This window comes from Arthrobacter sp. Y3221157 (assembly GCF_059089865.1).
Genome location: NZ_JBNHFD010000030.1, coordinates 1 through 20024, shown reverse-complemented (window position 1 = coordinate 20024; position 20024 = coordinate 1). Strand labels below are relative to the sequence as shown.

The window sequence follows — 20024 nt, the reverse complement described above, 5'->3', positions numbered from 1 at the left end:
GCGCCCGTCAAGGCTTTAATTGCACCTTCGTGAAAACTTCATTTAAGACCGGCGACGCCGGGTAGCCCACCACCCGGTCGGAGAGGGCAAGTGCCGAGATCGGGAAGGCAATTGGAACTGCCGGTACGGTGGCAGCAATCTGGGCGTTGATGGTGTGATATTGCTCATCCCGCTCCTGGCCTTCCGGCAGGCCCCGGGCGCGGTTGATCTTGGAAAAGACCTGGGGATCCTGGTAACCGAACTCACCGTTCTTTTCCCCGAACAAGGGACCTACGAAGTTGTCGGCATCGGAATAGGAGCCGTTCCAGCCGAGGAGGTGGAGGGCGTGGTCGCCGGGGGACTGGACCTTCTGGAGGTAGCCCTCGGACCATTCCACCGGGACGGGGCGGATGTTGAAGCCCGCCGCGGTCAGCTGCCGGCTGAGCTCTGCATACACTTTTTCGGGCGTGGGCAGGTACGGCCGTGTCACGTTCAGCGGGTAGTAGAACTTCAGTTCCTCGCCCGCGTAGCCGGCTTCCTTGAGGTACTCCTTGGCTTTTGCAAGGTCGTGGCCCAGTTCCGGGGCATTGTTGTTGAAGCCGCTGATTTTCGGCGGGACAAACTGTGTTGCCCTTGCGGTGTTGTCGATGAAGAACTTCCGGATCAGGGTTTCCTTGTCGATGGCCATCTCGATGGCCTGGCGGACCAACAGGCTCTGCAGGACCGGAACCTCCTGGTTGATGCCCACATACATCACCGAGAACGGGTCCCGCTGGACGATCTGCTTTCCACGCTTGACGAGTTGGTCGAAATTGCCGACGGTCACGGCATCGTAGCCGTCGATCTTGCCGTCAAGCAGGGCCTGGAGCCGGAGCTGCGGATGGTTGTAGGCCAGGAAATTGATGGTGGCAATCTGGCCCCTCTCGCCCCAGTAGGCCTTGTTGGTGACCAGGGTGACGCTTTGTGCTTCCCAGGCGGCGAACCTGAAGGGGCCTGTGCCCACGGGATTGGTGGCGAACGCGGACAGCGGTGGACCGCCGCGGTCCTGGTCCAGGACGTCTGCCCTGCCGGCGGCGAGGGCAGCAGGCGATGCGATGGCAAACGCGGGGAGGGTCAGTGCCTGGAGAAAGGCCGTGAACCGCTGGGTGAGGTCAATGCGCACCGTGTGCTCGGACAAGGCGGTGCAGCTCTTGAAAATTGATAGGTCGGGCTCGTCCGAATGCGCCTTGAAGACCCCTTTGAACGAGCTGCCCGGGGCCTGCCGGCGGAGGTCCGGGGAGAAGGCGAACCATCGGTTGAAGTTGATGCAGACGGCTTCCGCATTAAAGGGTGTGCCGTCATGGAAGACCACTCCCTTGCGCAGCGTGAACGTGTAGGAGCGGCCTTGGCTGGACTCGCTCCATTCCGTGGCCAGCAAGGGTGTGGGCTTGCCCGTGGTCTGGTCCACGCCCACCAGGCCCTCGAGGATCTGCCGGGTGATCCGCTGCGACTCGACGTCGCTGGACAGTGCCGGGTCCAGTCCCAGGGGCTGGGCTGCGGTGCCGAAGTTGAAGGTGGCAGTGGGTTCGGCCGGGGTGGTTGCGCTGGGTGAGCCGGACGACGGCGAGGGGGCCGGAGCGGCCGTGCACGAGGCCGCGCCCAGTGCCAGGAGGGCGGCGCCGGCCGTCAGGACCGTCCGCCGCGATGGACTGCTGGGCACTCGTGGATCACCTCTGGATATCGCCGGTCCGCTACCTGCGGGCCGGAAAGCCCAGTCTAATTGACGGTTCTGCCGGTCCCGGTACGGCTGTTGCTCCTGTGATGCCGCTGCCGCTTAAGCACCGGCGCCGGGCTCCGCGGGTGGCGGGGCCCGGCGTCCGGATGGCACGCAGTGCGGTTGTGCTTGGTGCCTACTTGGGCATCAGCACCGAGTCGATCAGGTAGACGGTGGCGTTCTTGGTCTGGACTCCGCCGCAGATCACGCTGGCGTCGTCAACCTTGAGCGCGTCACCGCTGCCGCTCACGGTGACCGAGCCGCCCTGGACAGTTGCGTGGGTGCCGGCAATCATGTCGGGACTGATCTGCCCGGGGACAACGTGGTAGGTGAGGATCTTGCTCAGGAGTGCGTCGTCGGTCTTCAGGGTTTCGATGGTGGCCGGGTCGATCTTGGCAAAGGCCTTATCCACCGGAGCGAAGACCGTGAATTCGCCACCGTTGAGCGTGTCCACCAGATCAACCTTGGGGTTCAGCTTTCCGGAAACGGCAGAGGTCAGGGTGGTCAGGATGGGGTTGTTCGAGGCGGCAACGGCAACGGGATCAAGGGCCATGCCCTCAACCGAGCCGGCGCCGGTGGGTACCTGCTCCGCGTAGGCAGCGCAACCCGGGCCCACCAGGTTTGCTGCAGGATCCATGGCAGCGGCGGACGGGCTCGCCGAGGGGGAGGCGGCCATGCTGGAGGGGGCCGCGGACGGGCTCTCAGCCGCGGCGGAGGACCCCGAGGCGCTGCCGGTGCCGCCACAGGCCGTCAGGCCCAGCAATGCTGCAGCTGCAACGCCTGCGACGCTGAAGGTTGTGCGCGTGATTGTCTGCATTTCAGTTCTCCTTGGATCATGGCTTCTGCCCGCCACAAACGGGGTGTCCGCGGCGTCTATCAGTTCTGGCTTTGTAAGCACCTGCCCGGGCTGGTGTCTCATTGGCTATTCGGCCGGAGGGCAGGACCGGATGGGTGGATCCAGGAAGTTTTTCGGCTGGGGACGAAATCCGGCGGCAGCGACAAGAGCAGGTGAAGGAGCAGATCGGCGGGTTAACGCAGAAAAATCCCCCGGTGCCGGATGGCTCACGGACCGGGGGATCTTCTGATGTGATGTGCGCAAGGGGGGACTTGAACCCCCACGCCCGAAGGCACAGGAACCTAAATCCTGCGTGTCTGCCAATTTCACCACTCGCGCGCGGCCTCATGCCGAAGGACGGAAAACCAGTACCTCAACAGTACGGAAACCGTGTACGACGGCGGATGCCAGTATTTATTGTAGCGTCGCCCGCGCCGTGGCCGGGCCACGCAGCGGAGCGGTCAGGCGTCCAGCTTCAGGTCGCGGCGCAGCTTGGCCACGTGGCCGGTTGCGCGGACGTTGTACTGGGCCAGCAGAACCCTGCCGTCGGGGTCCACCACGATGGTGGACCGGATCAGGCCCTCGTAGGTCTTTCCGTAGTTCTTCTTTTCACCCCAGGCACCGTAGGCCTCTGCCACCGCATGGTCCTCATCAGCGAGCAGGGGAAAAGTCAGTTCCTCCTTGGCGGCGAACTTGGCCAGCTTTTCCACTGGGTCCGGCGAGATCCCCAGTACGTCGTACCCGGCGGCTTGCAGGGACGACAGGCTTTCCCGGAAGTCGCAGGCCTCCTTGGTGCAGCCCGGGGTGGACGCGGCCGGGTAAAAGTAGACGATGGTGTGCCGGCCGCTGCCCGGGGACAGGCTGACGTCCTTGCCGGCCGAGTCTTTCAATGTAAATGCGGGGGCTTTGTCACCAGTCACGAGTCTGTCAGCCATTGTTTTTCTCCTAGTTGCAGGCGGGACACAACAGCCTAGTAAGGGGGAGGGGCCGGTGCTAATCGGCACTTGGCTATACTTGCTGCTATGCCTGATATGGAGCACTGGCCCACGGGACGCCTCTTGTCCACTGCTGCGCGCCTCGTAGAACACTCATGGAACGAAAAACTTGGTGCCATCGGTCTCACCCACGCCGGAGTCATAGCCATTGAGGTTCTGGCTGCCCAGGGACCCATGACCCAGGCCCAGCTTGCCCAATTTGTGCGTGTTCAGGCACAGACCATGGGCAAAACCCTCAGCCGGCTTGAGTCGCACGGGCACATCATACGGGTGCGCAGCACGTCGGACCGCAGGAGCCACGTGGTGTCGCTCACCGAACGGGGCAAGGAGGCGGTTGCGGCCGCCGTCGAGATGGAGCGTTCCGTCCTTGCCTCGGCGTCGATCGACCCTGAAGTACTCCGGCAGGAGCTCAAGGCCGTGGTCCGGGAACTCGCCAGCCAGTTCGGCACAGTGCCCAGCAACGCCGCGGCGCTTGTGGAGAATTCACCCTAGGCAGGTCCTGCCGCCGTCTGTTCCGGACAAGCGGGGCGTGACTGCAGTTTCACTATGAAACTGCAGCCACGCTTTTTTTGTTGGCGTCGACCGTTCTGGTGACGATGGATACGGCGTTGGTACTGCGCATCGTGACGGAAAAACAAAACAGCCCCCGGCCCGCGTTTCCGCAAGCCAGAGGCTGTTTTCCCAGTGGTGCACCCCCCGGGACTTGAACCCGGAACCCATTGATTAAGAGTCAATTGCTCTGCCAATTGAGCTAGAGGTGCATCTTGTTTGTTTCAGTCATCCGGGCTTTTTCTTTCCCGTTGACCTCCGCAACGACATGAAACTCTACACGAACTTTTGGTGCATGTGAAATCGGGTCCCGCTTCGAGGGGTGGGTCACACGTGGGGAAGGAAAACCCCCGGAAAATCAAGGTTTTCCGGGGGTTTCCTGCGCCAATGCCTGCCCGCAAAGACGTCCTGAACCGCCTTGCCCGGCTGGCGCGCTGCTGTGAGTTGGAGCACAGGCTGCATGGGCGGCTGCTAAAGGCGCTTCCGCCGGGGTGCCCGGAAGCCCGCAGCCTCCGCATGTGCCGCCGACTCGAACCAGACGTCAGCCTTGGTTTCCCCGAAGTCCGGGTGCCCTTCCTCGTAGTAGACCATCGCACCGGCGTCGCCCTTGACCTCGAACCCGGCAGGTCCGCTGCCGTCCGGGCCCGCTGCAGCCGAGCCGGCACCATAGGGTTCGGCTGCGGCGAGGTGCCCTGCGGCTTCCGGCTGGTATCCGGTCCCGGCTTCTTCCCCGGGACGCCGGTCCTGCACGTCGTGGTCCGCCCCGGTTTCAACCAGGGCCGAGGGCTGTGCCCGGTCCAGCGTCTCGGCTTCGGCGGCACCAGGCGGAACGGCCGGGGCGGTGGCCTTGGCTGTTCCACCTGGCCCCGCCGCCATCCCCTGGGTGGCAGGGGAGGTGGTTCCGGTGGCGCCTGTCCGGGCCGTTGCCGGCGTGCCGGCGTCGTCCGCTTCTTCCACCGCGGCGGTTTCGGCGCCCGGGAGGGTGGGCGCATGCGGTTCCGTGTACTCGGGGTGGTGGACGGGCCGGGCTGCATCCGTGGCGGGCTGTTCCGCCGCGCCTTCAGGCACTGGCGGGGTTGCTGTTCCGGGAGAGGCGTGCGATGCCCGAGCGGAGCCGGCAGTGGCGGAGGAGGACCCGCCCGCTTCAGACCACTGGGTTTCCCATTCGGCCTGGTCCTGGTGCCGCCGCTCATCGCCGGACGTCTTACTGGCGGTGTCATGGGCTGCATCCGCTGTGGTGGCCGGCGTTGCCGCGCTGGAGCCTGCTGCTGACCGTTCCTGCCGCGGCGCTTCCCCAACCGGTTCCGCAGCCGGTTCATCGGCGGTGGTGGGTGCTGCGGGCTCGGCAGGACGGCCGAACCCGGCGGCCGTGGCGATCCCCGTGGTGCCTGCCGCCTCCGCGGAAGGAGCGGCCCCGCCTGAGGACAGTGCGCCGTCGCTGCGCGGAGCATTCGTCACTGTCGGCTCCTGCCGCGACTTCGTCGTGTTGCTGCGGTTCAGCAACCACCACACAACGCCGACGGCCACCACGATCAGAATGACCCAGAAAAATGTATCCATGGCTAACCCTTCAGTCAGGAGGCAAGGTGTCCTGCCCCCGACGCTACGTCGGGCGCCTAACGCTGTCTAGGTTTTCGCAGGTGGGAAGCGGGGCGAGGAACAGGCGGCGTGAGGCGGACCACACCGCCGGAGCCCGGGCTGGACTCCCCGTCTCAAAATGCGAGATCCCAGTCCAGTATCTGGCAGAAATTATCGCTATTTTGGGCTTTGAACGCCCCGTAGGGTCCTTTTGGCCTCCATCAGAGCCATAGACTTTCCCCTATGAGTGACACCACCATCGCATCCGACAACAAGCCTGACATCAAACCCCGGAGCCGGGTCGTAACCGACGGAATCCACGCTGCGCCGGCACGTGGCATGTTCCGGGCGGTCGGCATGGGCGACGACGACTTCGCGAAGCCCCAGGTTGGTGTCGCGAGCTCGTGGAACGAAATCACTCCCTGCAACCTCTCCCTTAACCGCCTTGCCCAGGGCGCCAAGGAAGGCGTTCACGCCGGCGGCGGCTTCCCCATGCAGTTCGGCACCATCTCCGTCTCGGACGGCATTTCGATGGGCCATGAGGGCATGCACTTTTCCTTGGTGTCCCGCGAAGTCATCGCAGATTCCGTGGAAACCGTCATGCAGGCCGAGCGCATCGACGGATCCGTGCTGCTCGCAGGCTGCGACAAATCGCTTCCCGGCATGCTCATGGCAGCTGCCCGCCTGGACCTGTCCAGCGTGTTTCTTTACGCCGGCTCCATCATGCCCGGCTGGGTCAAGCTTGAGGATGGCTCCGAAAAGGAAGTCACCCTCATCGATGCCTTCGAGGCTGTTGGCGCCTGCGCCGCCGGCAAGATGAGCATGGAGGACCTGACCCGGATCGAAAAGGCCATCTGCCCGGGCGAAGGTGCCTGCGGCGGCATGTACACCGCCAACACCATGGCCTGCATCGGCGAAGCCCTGGGTATGTCCCTGCCCGGCTCCGCCGCCCCGCCCTCGGCAGACCGCCGTCGCGACGAATTCGCCCGCAAGTCCGGCGAAGCCGTGGTAAACCTGCTGCGCCAGGGCATCACCGCCCGCGACATCATGACCAAGAAGGCGTTCGAGAACGCCATCGCCGTGACCATGGCGTTCGGTGGTTCCACCAACGCCGTCCTGCACCTGCTGGCCATCGCCCGCGAGGCGGAGGTCGAGCTGACCCTGGACGACTTCAACCGCATCGGCGACAAGATCCCGCACCTTGGCGACCTGAAGCCCTTCGGCCGCTACGTGATGACGGACGTCGACAAGATCGGCGGCGTGCCGGTCATCATGAAGGCGCTGCTCGACGCCGGCCTGCTGCACGGGGACTGCCTCACCGTGACCGGTAAGACCGTCGCGGAGAACCTCGAAGCCATCAACCCGCCGGATGTCGACGGCAAGATCCTGCGCGCGCTGGACAACCCCATCCACAAGACCGGCGGCATCACCATCCTGCACGGCTCGCTGGCCCCGGAAGGCGCCGTCGTCAAGAGCGCCGGCTTCGACGCCGACGTCTTCGAAGGCACCGCCCGCGTGTTCGAGCGCGAGCAGGGCGCCCTGGATGCGCTGGACAACGGCCAGATCCAGAAGGGCGACGTGGTGGTCATCCGCTACGAAGGCCCCAAAGGCGGCCCGGGAATGCGCGAGATGCTCGCCATCACCGGTGCCATCAAGGGTGCGGGCCTGGGCAAGGACGTCCTGCTCTTGACCGACGGCCGGTTCTCCGGCGGCACCACCGGCCTGTGCATCGGCCACGTTGCGCCCGAAGCGGTCGACGGCGGCCCCATCGCCTTCGTCAAGGACGGTGACCGGATCCGCGTCGATATTGCCGCCCGCAGCTTCGACCTGCTGGTTGACGAAGCGGAACTCGAAGCCCGCAAGGTGGGCTGGGAGCCGCTGCCGGCCCGTTACACCAAGGGTGTGTTGGCCAAGTACGCCAAGCTGGTGCACAGCGCATCAACGGGTGCATATTGCGGGTAGCGCCTACCCGGTCCCTTTGGCGCTGAGCGCCAAACGGACCGGGGCCCTCGGCGCTACCCTTATTAAGCCCTGCCGCCTCTTGTGGGCGGGCTTGGCAAGGTGCTCTAGGGTCCGTTGCTCGTTTGGTGGACAATGATGTCCACATGGTGAGATAGGGTGGTGCCTCGTTGACACCCATCCCACCAGAGGGAAAACTGAACGCATGACTTTCGTTACCGCCGGCACCGTCGTCGTCCTTACCAAGCGCGTGGCACTATAGCCTCCTCTGGTAACGAACCGTCACGCGCAAACCCCTCGAAGAGCCGCCAGGCTGAGGGGTTTTTTTATTTCCCGCAGTTTCCATGAACCACAGATGATCCACAAGGAAGAGTCCGATGAGCAAAGGATCGCCGATCAGCCCCTCGCTGTTGGCTACCAAGTCCACTGGAGCCACTAAGGCTCCGGAACGCGCCGACCGGACGGCTGACAATGCCGCCGTCGTCGCCGACCTTGCTGCCGCCTCTCCTGTCCTTGGGCCGAACAACGTTGTACCCCCAACGGTGATGACCGGCTCGCAAGCTATTGTCCGCTCGCTCGAAGAACTCGGCGTCGACGATATTTTCGGTTTGCCTGGTGGCGCGATCCTGCCCACCTACGACCCCTTGATGGCCTCCACCATGAATCACGTGCTGGTCCGTCACGAACAGGGAGCCGGCCACGCCGCGCAAGGCTACGCCATGGTCACCGGGCGGGTTGGCGTATGCATCGCCACCTCCGGCCCGGGTGCCACCAACCTCGTTACCGCCATCATGGATGCCCACATGGACTCCGTGCCGCTGGTGGCTATCACCGGCCAGGTGTCCAGTGGTGTGATCGGCACCGATGCTTTCCAGGAAGCGGACATCGTGGGCATCACCATGCCCATCACCAAGCACTCCTTCCTGGTCACCGACCCCAATGACATCCCGCACGTCATGGCGGAGGCGTTCCACCTCGCCTCCACCGGCCGTCCCGGTCCGGTGCTGGTGGACGTTGCCAAGGACGCCCAGGTGGGCCAGATGACCTTCTCCTGGCCGCCCAAGATCGACCTCCCCGGGTACCGCCCCGTCACCCGGGGCCACAACAAGCAGGTGCGCGAAGCCGCAAAACTCATCGCTGCTTCCACCAAACCCGTCCTGTACGTGGGCGGCGGTGTGGTCAAGGCACACGCCAGCGCCGAACTGCTGGCCCTCGCCGAGGCCACGGGCGCCCCGGTGGTTACTACGCTGATGGCCAAGGGCGTGTTCCCCGACTCACACCCCCAGCACGTGGGCATGCCCGGCATGCACGGCAGTGTTTCCGCGGTCACGGCGTTGCAGCAGGCCGACCTCCTGATCACTTTGGGCGCACGCTTCGACGACCGCGTCACCGGCGTCCTCAAGACGTTCGCGCCGATGGCCAAGGTCATCCACGCCGACATCGACCCCGCGGAAATCTCCAAGAACCGCACCGCCGATGTCCCCATCGTTGGTTCGGTCAAGGAAATCATTCCTGAACTGACCGAGGCCGTGCGTGCGCAGTTCGGCACCACCGGAACTCCGGACCTCACCACCTGGTGGGCCTTCCTGAACAACCTCAAGGAAACCTACCCGCTGGGCTGGACCGAACCGGAAGACGGCCTCACCGCTCCGCAGAAGGTCATCGAACGCATCGGCGCCCTCACCGGCCCCGAGGGCGTGTACGTGGCAGGCGTGGGCCAGCACCAGATGTGGGCGGCGCAGTTCATTAAGTACGAGCGCCCGCACGCCTGGCTGAACTCGGGTGGTGCCGGAACCATGGGCTACGCCGTACCGGCTGCCATGGGCGCCAAGGTGGGGGAGCCGGACCGGGTGGTCTGGGCCATCGACGGCGACGGTTGCTTCCAGATGACCAACCAGGAATTGGCCACCTGCGCCATCAACAACATTCCCATCAAGGTTGCCGTCATCAACAACTCTTCGCTGGGCATGGTGCGCCAGTGGCAGACCCTCTTCTACGAAGGCCGCTACTCCAACACCGACCTCAATACCGGCCACGACACCGTCCGCATCCCGGACTTCGTCAAGCTGGGCGAGGCCTACGGCTGCGCGTCCTTCCGCTGCGAACGCGACGAGGACATCGACGCCACCATCCAGAAGGCCCTCGAGATCAATGACCGGCCAGTGGTCATCGACTTCGTGGTCAGCCCCAACTCGATGGTGTGGCCGATGGTGCCCGCCGGCGTGAGTAACGACCAGATCCAGGTTGCCCGCAACATGACCCCGGAATGGGAAGAAGAGGACTGAGCATGAGCCGCCACACCCTGTCCGTCCTTGTCGAAGACAAGCCGGGCGTCCTGACCCGCGTCGCGAGCCTCTTCGCCCGCCGCGCCTTCAACATCAACTCCCTGGCCGTCGGCCCCACCGAAGTACCGGGCATCTCCCGGATGACGGTAGTTGTCGACGCCGACGGCGACCTGATCGAACAGGTCACCAAGCAGCTCAACAAGCTGATCAACGTCATCAAGATCGTTGAGCTGACCTCCGAATCTTCCGTACAGCGCGACCACATCCTGGTCAAGGTACGTGCGGATGCCGCAACACGCCTGCAGGTAACCCAGGCTGCAGACCTGTTCCGTGCCTCCGTCGTCGACGTGTCCACAGACTCGTTGGTGATCGAGGCAACCGGTACCCCGGAGAAGCTTGCAGCGCTGCTTTCAGTGCTGGAGCCCTTCGGCATCCGCGAAATCGTGCAGTCCGGCACCCTGGCCGTTGGACGGGGATCCCGCTCCATGAGTGACCGGGCGCTGCGTTCCGCCTAGGCCTGCCCAGGCGGAACTCCGCCCGGAACCGCAAGCACCACACCACCTATCTACCAAAACACTCAAGAGGAGTTACGCAAGTGACTGAAATGTTCTACGACGACGACGCCGACCTGTCGATCATCCAGGGCCGCAAGGTTGCCATCGTTGGCTACGGCTCACAGGGCCACGCCCATGCGCTCAACCTGCGCGATTCCGGCGTCGACGTCGCCATCGCCCTTCAGGAAGGCTCCAGGTCCAAGGCCAAGGCCGAGGACGCAGGCTTCACGGTCAAGAACGTCGCCGACGCCGCCGAATGGGCCGACGTCATCATGATCCTGGCGCCGGACCAGCACCAGCGCTCGATCTACAACGAGTCCATCAAGGACAAGCTGGCCCCCGGCAAGGCCCTGGCCTTCGCCCACGGCTTCAACATCCGCTTCGGCTACATCCAGGCTCCGGAAGGCGTTGACGTCATCCTGGTCGCCCCGAAGGCACCCGGCCACACCGTGCGCCGCGAATTCGAAGCCGGCCGCGGCATCCCGGACATCATCGCCGTCGAGCAGGACGCCTCCGGTTCCGCCTGGGACCTGGCCAAGTCCTACGCCAAGGCGATCGGCGGCACCCGCGCCGGCGTCATCAAGACCACCTTCACCGAAGAGACCGAAACGGACCTCTTCGGCGAGCAGGCCGTCCTGTGCGGCGGCGTCTCCCAGCTGATCCAGTACGGCTTCGAGACCCTGACCGAAGCCGGCTACCAGCCGCAGATCGCCTACTTCGAGGTGCTCCACGAGCTCAAGCTCATCGTTGACCTCATGTGGGAAGGCGGCATCGCCAAGCAGCGCTGGAGCGTCTCCGACACCGCCGAGTACGGCGACTACGTCTCCGGCCCGCGCGTCATCACCCCCGAGGTGAAGGAAAACATGAAGGCCGTCCTGGCCGACATCCAGTCCGGTGCCTTCGCCAAGCGCTTCATCGAGGACCAGGACAACGGCGGCATCGAGTTCAAGGAGCTGCGCGCCAAGGCAGAGCAGCACCCCATCGAGGCCGTTGGCCGCGAGCTGCGCTCCCTGTTCTCCTGGCAGCAGCAGGACGTGGACTACGTGGAAGGCTCCGCCGCCCGCTAAGGCTGACGGAAACTTACCCTTCACCAGGGGCCACGGTGAGGCCGGGTTCACACTTAACAATGTGAGCCCGGCCTTTCCGTCGGCCTAGACTTGTTCCATCCCCAGGACTGCAACGCAGAGGATCAGCCGTGTCAAAACCCGTAGTACTGCTCGCCGAAGAACTTTCCCCCGCCACCGTCGAGGCCCTCGGCCCGGACTTCGAAATCCGCCAGACCGACGGCGCCGACCGTTCCCAGCTGCTCTCGGCCATCAGCGACGTTGACGCCATCCTGGTCCGCTCCGCGACCCAGGTGGATGCGGAAGCCATTGCCGCGGCAAAGAACCTGAAGGTCATTGCCCGCGCCGGCGTGGGACTGGACAACGTTGACATCAAGGCCGCCACCCAGGCGGGCGTCATGGTGGTCAACGCCCCCACGTCCAACATCGTCTCCGCGGCGGAACTCACTGTGGGCCACATCCTCAGCCTGGCCCGGCACATCCCGCAGGCCAGCGCAGCCCTCAAGGACGGCGAGTGGAAGCGTTCCAAGTACACGGGCATCGAACTGTTCGAGAAGAAGATCGGCATCATCGGCCTGGGCCGGATCGGCGCGCTCGTGGCCGCCCGGCTCAAAGGCTTCGATACCAAGATCCTTGCGTACGACCCCTACATCACTTCCGCCCGTGCAGCGCAGCTCGGCGTCCAGCTGGTCACCCTTGACGAGCTCCTGGCCAAGTCCGACTTCATCACCATCCACATGCCCAAGACCCCCGAAACCGTGGGCATGCTCGGCGCCGACGCCTTCAAGAAGATGAAGAACACGGCCTACGTGGTCAACGTGGCCCGCGGCGGCCTGGTGGACGAGGAAGCACTCTTCACCGCACTGCAGGACGGCGAAATCGCCGGCGCCGGCGTCGACGTGTTCGCCAAGGAGCCCAGCACGGACCTGCCGTTCTTCAAGCTGGACAACGTGGTGGTCACGCCGCACCTGGGCGCGTCCACCGACGAAGCCCAGGAAAAAGCCGGCGTCTCCGTGGCAAAGTCCGTCCGCCTCGCCCTCGCCGGTGAGCTGGTCCCGGATGCCGTCAACGTCGCTGGCGGCGTCATCGCCCCCGATGTCCGCCCCGGCATCCCGCTGATCGAAAAGCTCGGCCGGATCTTCACCGCCCTGACCCACGATTCCCTGACCCAGTTCGACGTCGAGGTTGCCGGCGAAATCTCCTCGCTCGACGTCAAGGTCCTGGAACTGGCGGCCCTCAAGGGCATCTTCGCGGACGTCGTGACCGAGCAGGTCTCCTACGTCAACGCCCCGGTCATCGCGGAACAGCGCGGCATCAACGTCCGCCTGATCACCACTCCGGAAACGGAGTCCTACCGCAACGTCCTGACCCTGCGCGGCGCGCTGAGCGACGGCAGCCAGATCTCCGTGGCCGGAACCCTGACCGGACCCAAGCAGATCCAGAAGCTCGTGGGCATCAACGGCTTCGAAGTGGAAATCCCCATCAGCGAGCACGTGGTGGTGGTGGGCTACACCGACCGCCCCGGCGTCATCGGCACCATCGGCCACATCCTGGGCATGAACAACATCAATATTGCCGGCATGCAGGTGGCCCGCCACGACCAGGGCGGGCAGGTCCTTGCACTGCTCACGGTGGACAGCTCCGTGCCGCAGCAGGTGCTGGACGCCATCAAGGCCGGCATCGGCGCGGACATGGTCCGGGAAGTGGACCTGGAAGACTAAATACCCCGGGAGTGACCGGGAAACGCCGTACCAACGGCCGCCGCCGGGCGTGTCCCGGCGGGGCCACATATGATTGGCCGGTCTGCTTACAATGGCTTGGTCCTGGTTCAGGACCAAGCCGGCAGGCCGGCCATCACCTTTTGCACATCCGTCCGTAGTCGTCCATGTCCGCCGGGGGGCACGGTGTGCGCACGCAATCCAGGTTTCAGGGAGTTCCATGAACGCCGTCCAGAGGTTCATCAGAAGCAAAGTGCTGCTGTTGACCGCTGCCATCTTGATCGCAGCCATGTGCTTGTCGGTCCTCGTCCAAAGCCAGTCCCAGGCCGCACTCAACCGGACCGTGGATGAAAATTCCCGCGGCCTCTACGACGTCCTCGTCCACGCCAAAGCGCCCGCCGGTGCCCTGCTGCAGCCGGAAATCGCCAACGGTACCGGCGGCATCAGCTTCGAGCAGCTGGAGTCCATCAAGAAGCTGTCCGGCACGTCCGTGGCCGCACCCATCAGCCTGGTCTCCCGCGTGACCCAGAACCTCGAAGCGCCGCGCCTGGATGCCATGGACTACCTCGGCTACAACGCCGGGCTCGCCGGAACTGCGACGGCGGACCAGGCCGCCGGTGCCACTGCACCGGACAAGTGGCCCGCCGCAGAGTCCGTCCTGAGTGACGAGACCAAAAAGTACCGCCTCACCGCCAGCGCGGTAAGTTCCGACGGCGTCTCCGAGCAGACCCTTTTCAAGTCCACGGCCGAGGGCACCCTGGGCAAGGCAAAACTCGTCGAGGAAAAGGCCGCCGGCGGCAGCAGCATCCGGATCGCGGCCCCGGAGGGCGAAACCGGCATCAAGTTCCCCGCCCCCGCCGGCGGATCCGAGCACAACCTGTTCAACCTGTCCGTGTCCCTGCCCCTGGCTCCCGAAGTCACGGAATCCGTGGTGGCAGTCGACCCCGCGGCCGAGCGCGCCCTGCTGGGTCCGGCCGGTGACTTCCTGGCCCCGCTCGAAAAAGCCCCGCCCGCCGACGCCCGCAACGCCGGAGCCATCGGCCGCTATTTCGAAGGCCTGTTCACCACGGGAATCGGCCTGGACCAGCTGGAAGAAGGCCCCGACTTCCTGGGCGTCAAGCTCAAGTACTGGGCGCCGCTGATGACCCAGTACCAGCAGGCAAAGCGCAACGGCCAGCTCACTGCCGACTCCCAGGCGATCCCGCTGATCGTGCGCTCGGGCACTTCGCTGGACCTTAAGTACAACGTCAAGATCGAAGAGATCGACGACGCCGGCAAGGTGGTAAAGGACGTCGGAACCGTCTCCCGGTCGCTGGACAAGGACTACCTGCCGTTCGTCTCCAAGGACCCGTTCGTCCTGTCCTGGCCGGGCTCCACCGACCACTCGTCCCTGCTGGGGGCTACCGGCAACTTCAACCAGGGCCTCTACACACCAGCCACCTGGAGCACGGACTTTGCCGCCGCGCCGAAGTACACCGACGGCGAAGAGGCCGCCAACGGCGCGGTGGACAAGACCGCCGTCCCCGGCGAATGGGTGACCATCAACCGCCTGCCGGAAAAGAGCGCCAACGGCACGCCAGTGGACCAGACCCAGCGCGAACCGGTTGACGAGCGGTCCTACCGCGAGAACCTGGCAACGGGTGAGAAGACGGCAGCCCCGCTGGCCATGGTCTACGGCACCTTCGACCCCGCCGCCGTGTCCGAGGCCGCCGGCGACGTCAACAAGCTTCCCCTGGGCGGCTACGACCCCACCCCCTTCACCCTGGTCAAGGATGCCGAGGGCAAGGAAGTTCCTGCCACGGAGCTTGGGCCCTCGCTGAGCGCCACCGGACTCGCCAGCCAGTCCGCAGGCGCGATCACCGACTACTACGGGCTCGCCGCTGCCCGCGGCTACACGGACAACGCCGACGTGATTGACGCTGTCCGCGTCCGGGCGAAGGCACCGGGGAGCTGGAAGGAAGCTCAGCCGGAGGTGGAGAAGCTCGCCGCCGAAATCCGGGACATGGGCCTGGAAGCCACCATCGTGGCCGGCTCCGCCCGCGAGGACGCCAGCATCTTCGTGCCCGGCTATTCCAAGGACGACGCCGGCAAGGAGTCAGCGCTGGGCACAGTCCAGCAGTCGTGGGTGCGACAGAACGCGGCGGAAGCCGTGACGGGATCGCTCTCCGGAACCAACGTGACCCTGCTCTTCCTGACCTTGTGCGGTGCTGCCCTGCTGACCGGGGCGTCAACCGTCAGCTATATCCGCAAGCGGCGCAGCGAAGCCGGAACCCTCCGGGCCATGGGCTGGACCCAGCGGCGGATCCGCAGCTGGGTGCTGGAAGAGTTCGGCGTGGGTGCAGTGCTGCTGGCCGTGGCAGGCCTTGTCCTGAGCCTGGCCAGCTGGAGCCTTGCCACTGCCCTGGTGTGCGTTGCCGTCCTGTTGCTGTACATCGGCGCCGCGTTCTTTGCCGCACAGCAGCTGCGCCACCGCGACGTCATCGACCAGGAGCCGCAGCACGACGAGCGGCTTATTCCGGTGGATTCGCCGCTGACGTTCGCCAACCGCCAACTGGGCACCAACAAGTTCAACACACTGGCCCTGGCCGTGGCCGTCGGTGTTTTCGGTGCTGCCGTGGGCGGCCTGATCGCCCTGCTGATCGACATCCCCCGGGCGGCCGGAGCGAGCGCCCTGAGCGGGTTGGCTGCCGCCAGCGTGGCCCTGCCAAGCATCCTCCTGGCGCTGGCCGGCGTGGTGGTCGGCCTGGTGCTGACCCTGGTGACCGGAAGGTTCGAGCTGAACGCCAAGAGGCAGTACCTGGGGATCCTTGAGGCCATGGGCTGGAACCCGGACATGCTCCGCCAGGTCCGCCTGTTCGAAAACGCGCTGGTGGGAACCGTGGCCCTGCCCCTGGGCGTGCTGGGCGCCCTGGGCATCGGCCTCCTGCTGGCACCCTATGCCGCACTGTGGGCGGGCGTCGCCGGCCTCGTGGCTGTACTTTGCTGGATACCGATTGCAACGAAAGTGGTCCAATGACAAACCCGACCAATGTCCAGCGGAGCCGCAGGAGCGGCTCCGGCGAGGTTCCCCTGCAGACCCGCGCCAACACCATCGTCAAGGCGCCGGACCACGCCACCCCGCTGGAACTGAGCGACATCACCATCCGCTACGGCGGCGGCAAGGGCGGTGCCGAGCCCGTCAGCGTGGTGGAGGGCTTCGACCTGACGCTGCACGCCGGTGAGATGCACTGCGTCGCCGGCCGAAGCGGCTCCGGCAAGACCAGCATCCTGACCGTCGGAGCGGGACTCACGCTGCCGACGTCGGGCCGCGTCTTTTGGGAAGGCGATTCCCTGGAGAGCATGGGCGACGACGAAATCGCCGACCGCCGTCGTGCCCTCATCGGCTACGTCGACCAGGGCGGTGCCCTGATCGATGGCATGAGCGCCCTGGAGAACGTCCTCCTGCCCGCCGTTCCCGACGGGGAAGTGGACCAGCGGCGGGACATGGCCAAGGACCTCCTGGACCTGGTGGGCCTTGGCCGGCGCATGCGCCACCGTCCGGCGCAGCTGTCCGGCGGTGAGCGCCAGCGCGTCGCGATCGCCCGTGCACTGATCCTGGGTACCCGGGTCCTGGTGGTGGACGAGCCCACTGCCAGCCTGGACCGCGCCTCGGCCAACCGCATCATCAGCATCCTGAAGGACACCACTAACGACGGCATTGCCGTGCTGGTTGCGTCACACGACCACGAACTGGTCCGGCTCAGCGATACCCTGACTGAACTGATCTAGCCTGTCCCTCCGCACCGAAGGTAACCGTCCGCACGTGACTGCTTCAGAGAAGACGCCGTTCTACATCACCACGGCCATCACCTACCCCAACGGCGTGCCGCACATCGGCCATGCCTACGAGTACATCGCCACGGACGCCATGGCCCGGTTCAAGCGGCTGGACGGCTATGACGTGATGTTCCTGACCGGTACGGACGAACACGGCATGAAGATCGCCCAGACCGCCGAAAAGGAAGGCATCACGCCCAAGGAACTGGTGGACCGGAACGCCGAGGTGTACAAGGCGGCACACGCCGCCCTCGGCATCACCTACGACCGCTTCATCCGGACTACGGATGCCGACCACTACGCGGCCTCGCAGGCCATCTGGAAAAAGATGGAAGCCAAGGGCGACATCTACCTGTCCAAGTACGAGGGCTGGTACTCGGTGCGGGACGAGGCCTTCTACGGCGAAGACGACACCGTGGTCAAGGACGACGGCGTGCGCTACTCGAAGGAAACGGACACCGAGGTGACCTGGACGGCGGAGGAGAGCTACTTCTTCCGGCTGTCCGCCTACCAGGACAAATTGCTGGCACTTTACGAGTCCCACCCGGAGTTCGGTGCGCCGCAGTACCGGTTCAACGAGGTCATCAGCTTCGTCAGGCGCGGGCTGGAGGACCTGTCGATCAGCCGCACCACCTTCGACTGGGGCGTACCGGTCCCCGGCAACGACAAGCACGTCATGTACGTCTGGGTGGATGCGCTGACGAACTACCTGACGGGCGTGGGCTATCCCGACGTCGAGTCGGAGAAGTTCCGCAAGTTCTGGCCTGCGGACGTCCATATCATCGGCAAGGACATCTCCCGTTTCCACGCCATCTACTGGCCTGCGTTCCTGATGAGCGCCGGCCTGGAGTTGCCCAAGCGGGTGATGATCCACGGCTTCCTGCACAACAACGGCGTGAAGATGTCCAAATCCCTGGGCAACGTAGTGGCCCCGGCCGACTTCGTGGCACAGTACGGCCTGGACCAGGTGCGGTTCTTCTTCCTCCGCGAAGTCCCGTTCGGCGCGGACGGAAGCTACAACCACGAAGCCATCGTGGGCAGAATGAACTCGGACCTCGCCAACAACTTCGGCAACCTGGCCCAGCGGTCGCTGTCCATGGTGGCCAAGAACTGTGGCGGCGCCGTTCCCGTGCCCGGGGAGTTCACTGCGGCAGACACCGCCATCCTCGAGCAGGCCGGGGGGCTTCTGGAGACTGCCCGGTCCGCCTTTGAAAAGCAGGAATTCAGCCGGGCCCTCGAAGCGATCTGGGCAGTCCTGGGTGACACCAACGCGTACTTCGCCGACCAGGCGCCGTGGGTCCTGCGGAAGACCGACGTCGAACGCATGAACACCGTGCTCTATGTGACCCTCGAGGTGCTCCGGATCGTGGCCGTCCTGGCCCAGCCGGTGATGCCCGCCGCCACGGGGAAGCTGCTGGAAAGCCTGGGCCAGCCTGACGGCGAAGCCCGGCAGTTCTCCGCCATCGCCACTCCGATCGCCGCCGGGACTGCCCTCCCGGCACCGTCCCCGGTATTTCCGAAATACGAGGAACCTGCCGGGGCCTGACAGCTGCCCCGGGCCGGCCTGGCCGGTCCGGGGCAGCCCGCCACCAAGCAAGTAGTGGCCCATTTATATATGAGTACCGGCTACTGGAGATTCGCCGGGGGTACTGAACATAGCCTTTTGCTGTTAGCAAACTGATGATTCGCATCTGGGAGAACCGTCGCCTCGATGCCGTCTGTTTGCCTTTTTTGTGTCGTCACCCGGGGCGCCGTTTTCCTGCAGGTTCGTCAGTTTGAAGCAGACGAAGGACGGAGACGGAAATGAAACGGATCCTAGCCGCGCTGGGGGTCACAAGCCTCGCACTCTTCGGGGCCACAGCCACGGCGAACGCCACGGGCGAAGCATCGGGTGACAACGAAAAAATAACCATTTGCCACGCCACAGGCTCGGAAACGAACCCGTACGTGCCAATCACCATCGACCTCAACGGGCTGAACGGCCACGTGGGCCACCAGCATGACGAGGACATTATTCCCGCCAACAACGGGAAGGTCCTCCCCGGTGGCCAAAACCTGCACATGGTGGACTGGTGGAACGCCGGTTGTGCCAAGCCGGGAGGGGCGGTAACGCCCACGCCGAAACCCAGCCATCCGCAGGGTGACCACGACAAGAAGATCACCATCTGCCATGCGACTGGATCGGAATCCAATCCTTACGTGGTCATCACCATCGCACTGGAGGGACTGAGCGGCCATGCCGGTTCACACCACCAGCACGCTGAGGACATCATTCCGCCTAACAGCGGAACGGTGATGCCGGCAGGCCAGAACTGGACCGCCGAGGGTCAGGCAATCTTCAACAACAACTGTGTCCCGGTGAAGGTGCCGCCTGCGGTGCCGCCTGCAGTGCCGCCGGTCCAGCCCCCAGCCGTCGTGCCGCCGGCTGTTGTACCCCCGGCCGTGGTGGTGCCTCCGGCCCCGCCCGCGGGCGCCGTTGTGCCCGGTCCCAAGCCTACCCGTGCTGTTCCAGGTGGAGCAGGCGCAGTGACCCCGAAGAACCAGGGCTTCAACGTACAGACCGCCGTGGGTGGGAACCAGGAGCCCGGCATCGCCCCGTGGCTCGGCGGTGTTGCAGCACTGCTGCTCGCCGGCACTGCCATCGCAGCCCGGAAGTCCCTGGCAGGAGGGCGACCCCAGGGCAAGCATCTCCAGTAGGTCCCCGGTTGCCGCTTTAGCGGCAACCGGCTGAACAAGCGCGGGGCGCCGTGCCGGATCCCGGCACGGCGCCCTCCGCCCGGGGAACCACATGAACAAACCCTCCTCAACGGCACCGGGAACGGACAGCACCACCGACCGCAACCGGCCGGACGGGCAGCGGGGCTTTGCAAGACTAGGGACGGACCCGCCCATAGGCAACCAGCCAGGAGACAGTTATGCCCCAGCCGGACTTCACCGCT

At 65.2% G+C, this 20024-nt stretch carries 14 protein-coding genes and 2 tRNA genes; 10 read left to right on the top strand and 6 right to left on the bottom strand.

Features of this window, described 5'->3' with window-relative positions; genetic code table 11:
- Positions 1-7: 7 nt before the first annotated feature.
- The 4 genes from AC5RTT_RS10080 to bcp all read right to left on the bottom strand — a co-directional run bounded on the left by AC5RTT_RS10080 (position 8) and on the right by bcp (position 3502).
- Positions 8-1678, bottom strand: a complete 1671-nt coding sequence (locus AC5RTT_RS10080) for an ABC transporter substrate-binding protein (RefSeq protein WP_494145070.1) — start codon at positions 1676-1678, stop codon at positions 8-10.
- Between the two features lie 190 nt (positions 1679-1868).
- Complete coding sequence (locus AC5RTT_RS10075; RefSeq protein WP_494145069.1) at positions 1869-2549, bottom strand: fasciclin domain-containing protein; 681 nt, start codon at positions 2547-2549, stop codon at positions 1869-1871.
- A gap of 275 nt (positions 2550-2824) precedes the next feature.
- Positions 2825-2906 (bottom strand) — tRNA-Leu (locus AC5RTT_RS10070).
- Between the two features lie 122 nt (positions 2907-3028).
- On the bottom strand, positions 3029-3502 hold the full coding sequence (gene bcp / locus AC5RTT_RS10065) for a thioredoxin-dependent thiol peroxidase (protein ID WP_494145068.1): 474 nt from the start codon (positions 3500-3502) through the stop codon (positions 3029-3031).
- 96 nt (positions 3503-3598) lie between these two features.
- On the opposite strand from bcp, the gene AC5RTT_RS10060 reads away from it, so the two are divergent.
- Positions 3599-4054, top strand: a complete 456-nt coding sequence (locus AC5RTT_RS10060) for a MarR family winged helix-turn-helix transcriptional regulator (protein ID WP_494008985.1) — start codon at positions 3599-3601, stop codon at positions 4052-4054.
- Positions 4055-4247: 193 nt separating this feature from the next.
- Here AC5RTT_RS10060 and AC5RTT_RS10055 read toward each other — a convergent pair.
- Positions 4248-4323 (bottom strand) — tRNA-Lys (locus AC5RTT_RS10055).
- Between the two features lie 259 nt (positions 4324-4582).
- A complete protein-coding gene (locus tag AC5RTT_RS10050) occupies positions 4583-5671 on the bottom strand; it encodes a sunset domain-containing protein (protein WP_494145067.1) in 1089 nt (362 codons plus the stop codon).
- A gap of 261 nt (positions 5672-5932) precedes the next feature.
- On the opposite strand from AC5RTT_RS10050, the gene ilvD reads away from it, so the two are divergent.
- From ilvD to AC5RTT_RS10005, 9 genes are all read left to right on the top strand, one after another.
- Positions 5933-7651 (top strand): dihydroxy-acid dehydratase, encoded by a 1719-nt coding sequence (gene ilvD, locus AC5RTT_RS10045; protein WP_494145066.1) that lies wholly within the window; start codon positions 5933-5935, stop codon positions 7649-7651.
- 374 nt (positions 7652-8025) lie between these two features.
- On the top strand, positions 8026-9933 hold the full coding sequence (locus AC5RTT_RS10040) for an acetolactate synthase large subunit (RefSeq protein WP_494145065.1): 1908 nt from the start codon (positions 8026-8028) through the stop codon (positions 9931-9933).
- A 2-nt stretch (positions 9934-9935) separates the two neighbouring features.
- On the top strand, positions 9936-10448 hold the full coding sequence (gene ilvN / locus AC5RTT_RS10035) for an acetolactate synthase small subunit (protein ID WP_494008587.1): 513 nt from the start codon (positions 9936-9938) through the stop codon (positions 10446-10448).
- Positions 10449-10528: 80 nt separating this feature from the next.
- On the top strand, positions 10529-11554 hold the full coding sequence (gene ilvC, locus AC5RTT_RS10030; protein ID WP_494050709.1) for a ketol-acid reductoisomerase: 1026 nt from the start codon (positions 10529-10531) through the stop codon (positions 11552-11554).
- A gap of 128 nt (positions 11555-11682) precedes the next feature.
- Positions 11683-13272, top strand: coding sequence for a phosphoglycerate dehydrogenase (gene serA / locus AC5RTT_RS10025; protein WP_494145064.1), 1590 nt, complete (start codon positions 11683-11685; stop codon positions 13270-13272).
- Positions 13273-13489: 217 nt separating this feature from the next.
- Entirely contained in the window at positions 13490-16285 is a 2796-nt protein-coding gene (locus tag AC5RTT_RS10020; protein WP_494145063.1) for an ABC transporter permease, read from the top strand.
- Positions 16282-17037: an ABC transporter ATP-binding protein gene (locus tag AC5RTT_RS10015; RefSeq protein ID WP_494008583.1), complete on the top strand. Its 756-nt coding sequence runs from the start codon at positions 16282-16284 to the stop codon at positions 17035-17037. The genes AC5RTT_RS10020 and AC5RTT_RS10015 overlap by 4 nt, the downstream gene beginning before the upstream one ends.
- A 34-nt stretch (positions 17038-17071) precedes the next feature.
- Positions 17072-18631 (top strand): methionine--tRNA ligase, encoded by a 1560-nt coding sequence (gene metG / locus AC5RTT_RS10010; protein ID WP_494050706.1) that lies wholly within the window; start codon positions 17072-17074, stop codon positions 18629-18631.
- 257 nt (positions 18632-18888) lie between these two features.
- On the top strand, positions 18889-19782 hold the full coding sequence (locus AC5RTT_RS10005; protein WP_494145062.1) for a hypothetical protein: 894 nt from the start codon (positions 18889-18891) through the stop codon (positions 19780-19782).
- Positions 19783-20024 lie beyond the last annotated feature (242 nt).

Bases quoted from the DNA above. Each gene is read 5' to 3' on its own strand.
- AC5RTT_RS10075 (WP_494145069.1), bottom strand. From the start codon at position 2,549: ATGCAGACAATCACGCGCACAACCTTCAGCGTCGCAGGCGTTGCAGCT.
- bcp (WP_494145068.1), bottom strand. From the start codon at position 3,502: ATGGCTGACAGACTCGTGACTGGTGACAAAGCCCCCGCATTTACATTG.
- AC5RTT_RS10060 (WP_494008985.1), top strand. From the start codon at position 3,599: ATGGAGCACTGGCCCACGGGACGCCTCTTGTCCACTGCTGCGCGCCTC.
- AC5RTT_RS10050 (WP_494145067.1), bottom strand. From the start codon at position 5,671: ATGGATACATTTTTCTGGGTCATTCTGATCGTGGTGGCCGTCGGCGTT.
- ilvD (WP_494145066.1), top strand. From the start codon at position 5,933: ATGAGTGACACCACCATCGCATCCGACAACAAGCCTGACATCAAACCC.
- AC5RTT_RS10040 (WP_494145065.1), top strand. From the start codon at position 8,026: ATGAGCAAAGGATCGCCGATCAGCCCCTCGCTGTTGGCTACCAAGTCC.
- ilvN (WP_494008587.1), top strand. From the start codon at position 9,936: ATGAGCCGCCACACCCTGTCCGTCCTTGTCGAAGACAAGCCGGGCGTC.
- AC5RTT_RS10020 (WP_494145063.1), top strand. From the start codon at position 13,490: ATGAACGCCGTCCAGAGGTTCATCAGAAGCAAAGTGCTGCTGTTGACC.
- AC5RTT_RS10015 (WP_494008583.1), top strand. From the start codon at position 16,282: ATGACAAACCCGACCAATGTCCAGCGGAGCCGCAGGAGCGGCTCCGGC.
- AC5RTT_RS10005 (WP_494145062.1), top strand. From the start codon at position 18,889: ATGAAACGGATCCTAGCCGCGCTGGGGGTCACAAGCCTCGCACTCTTC.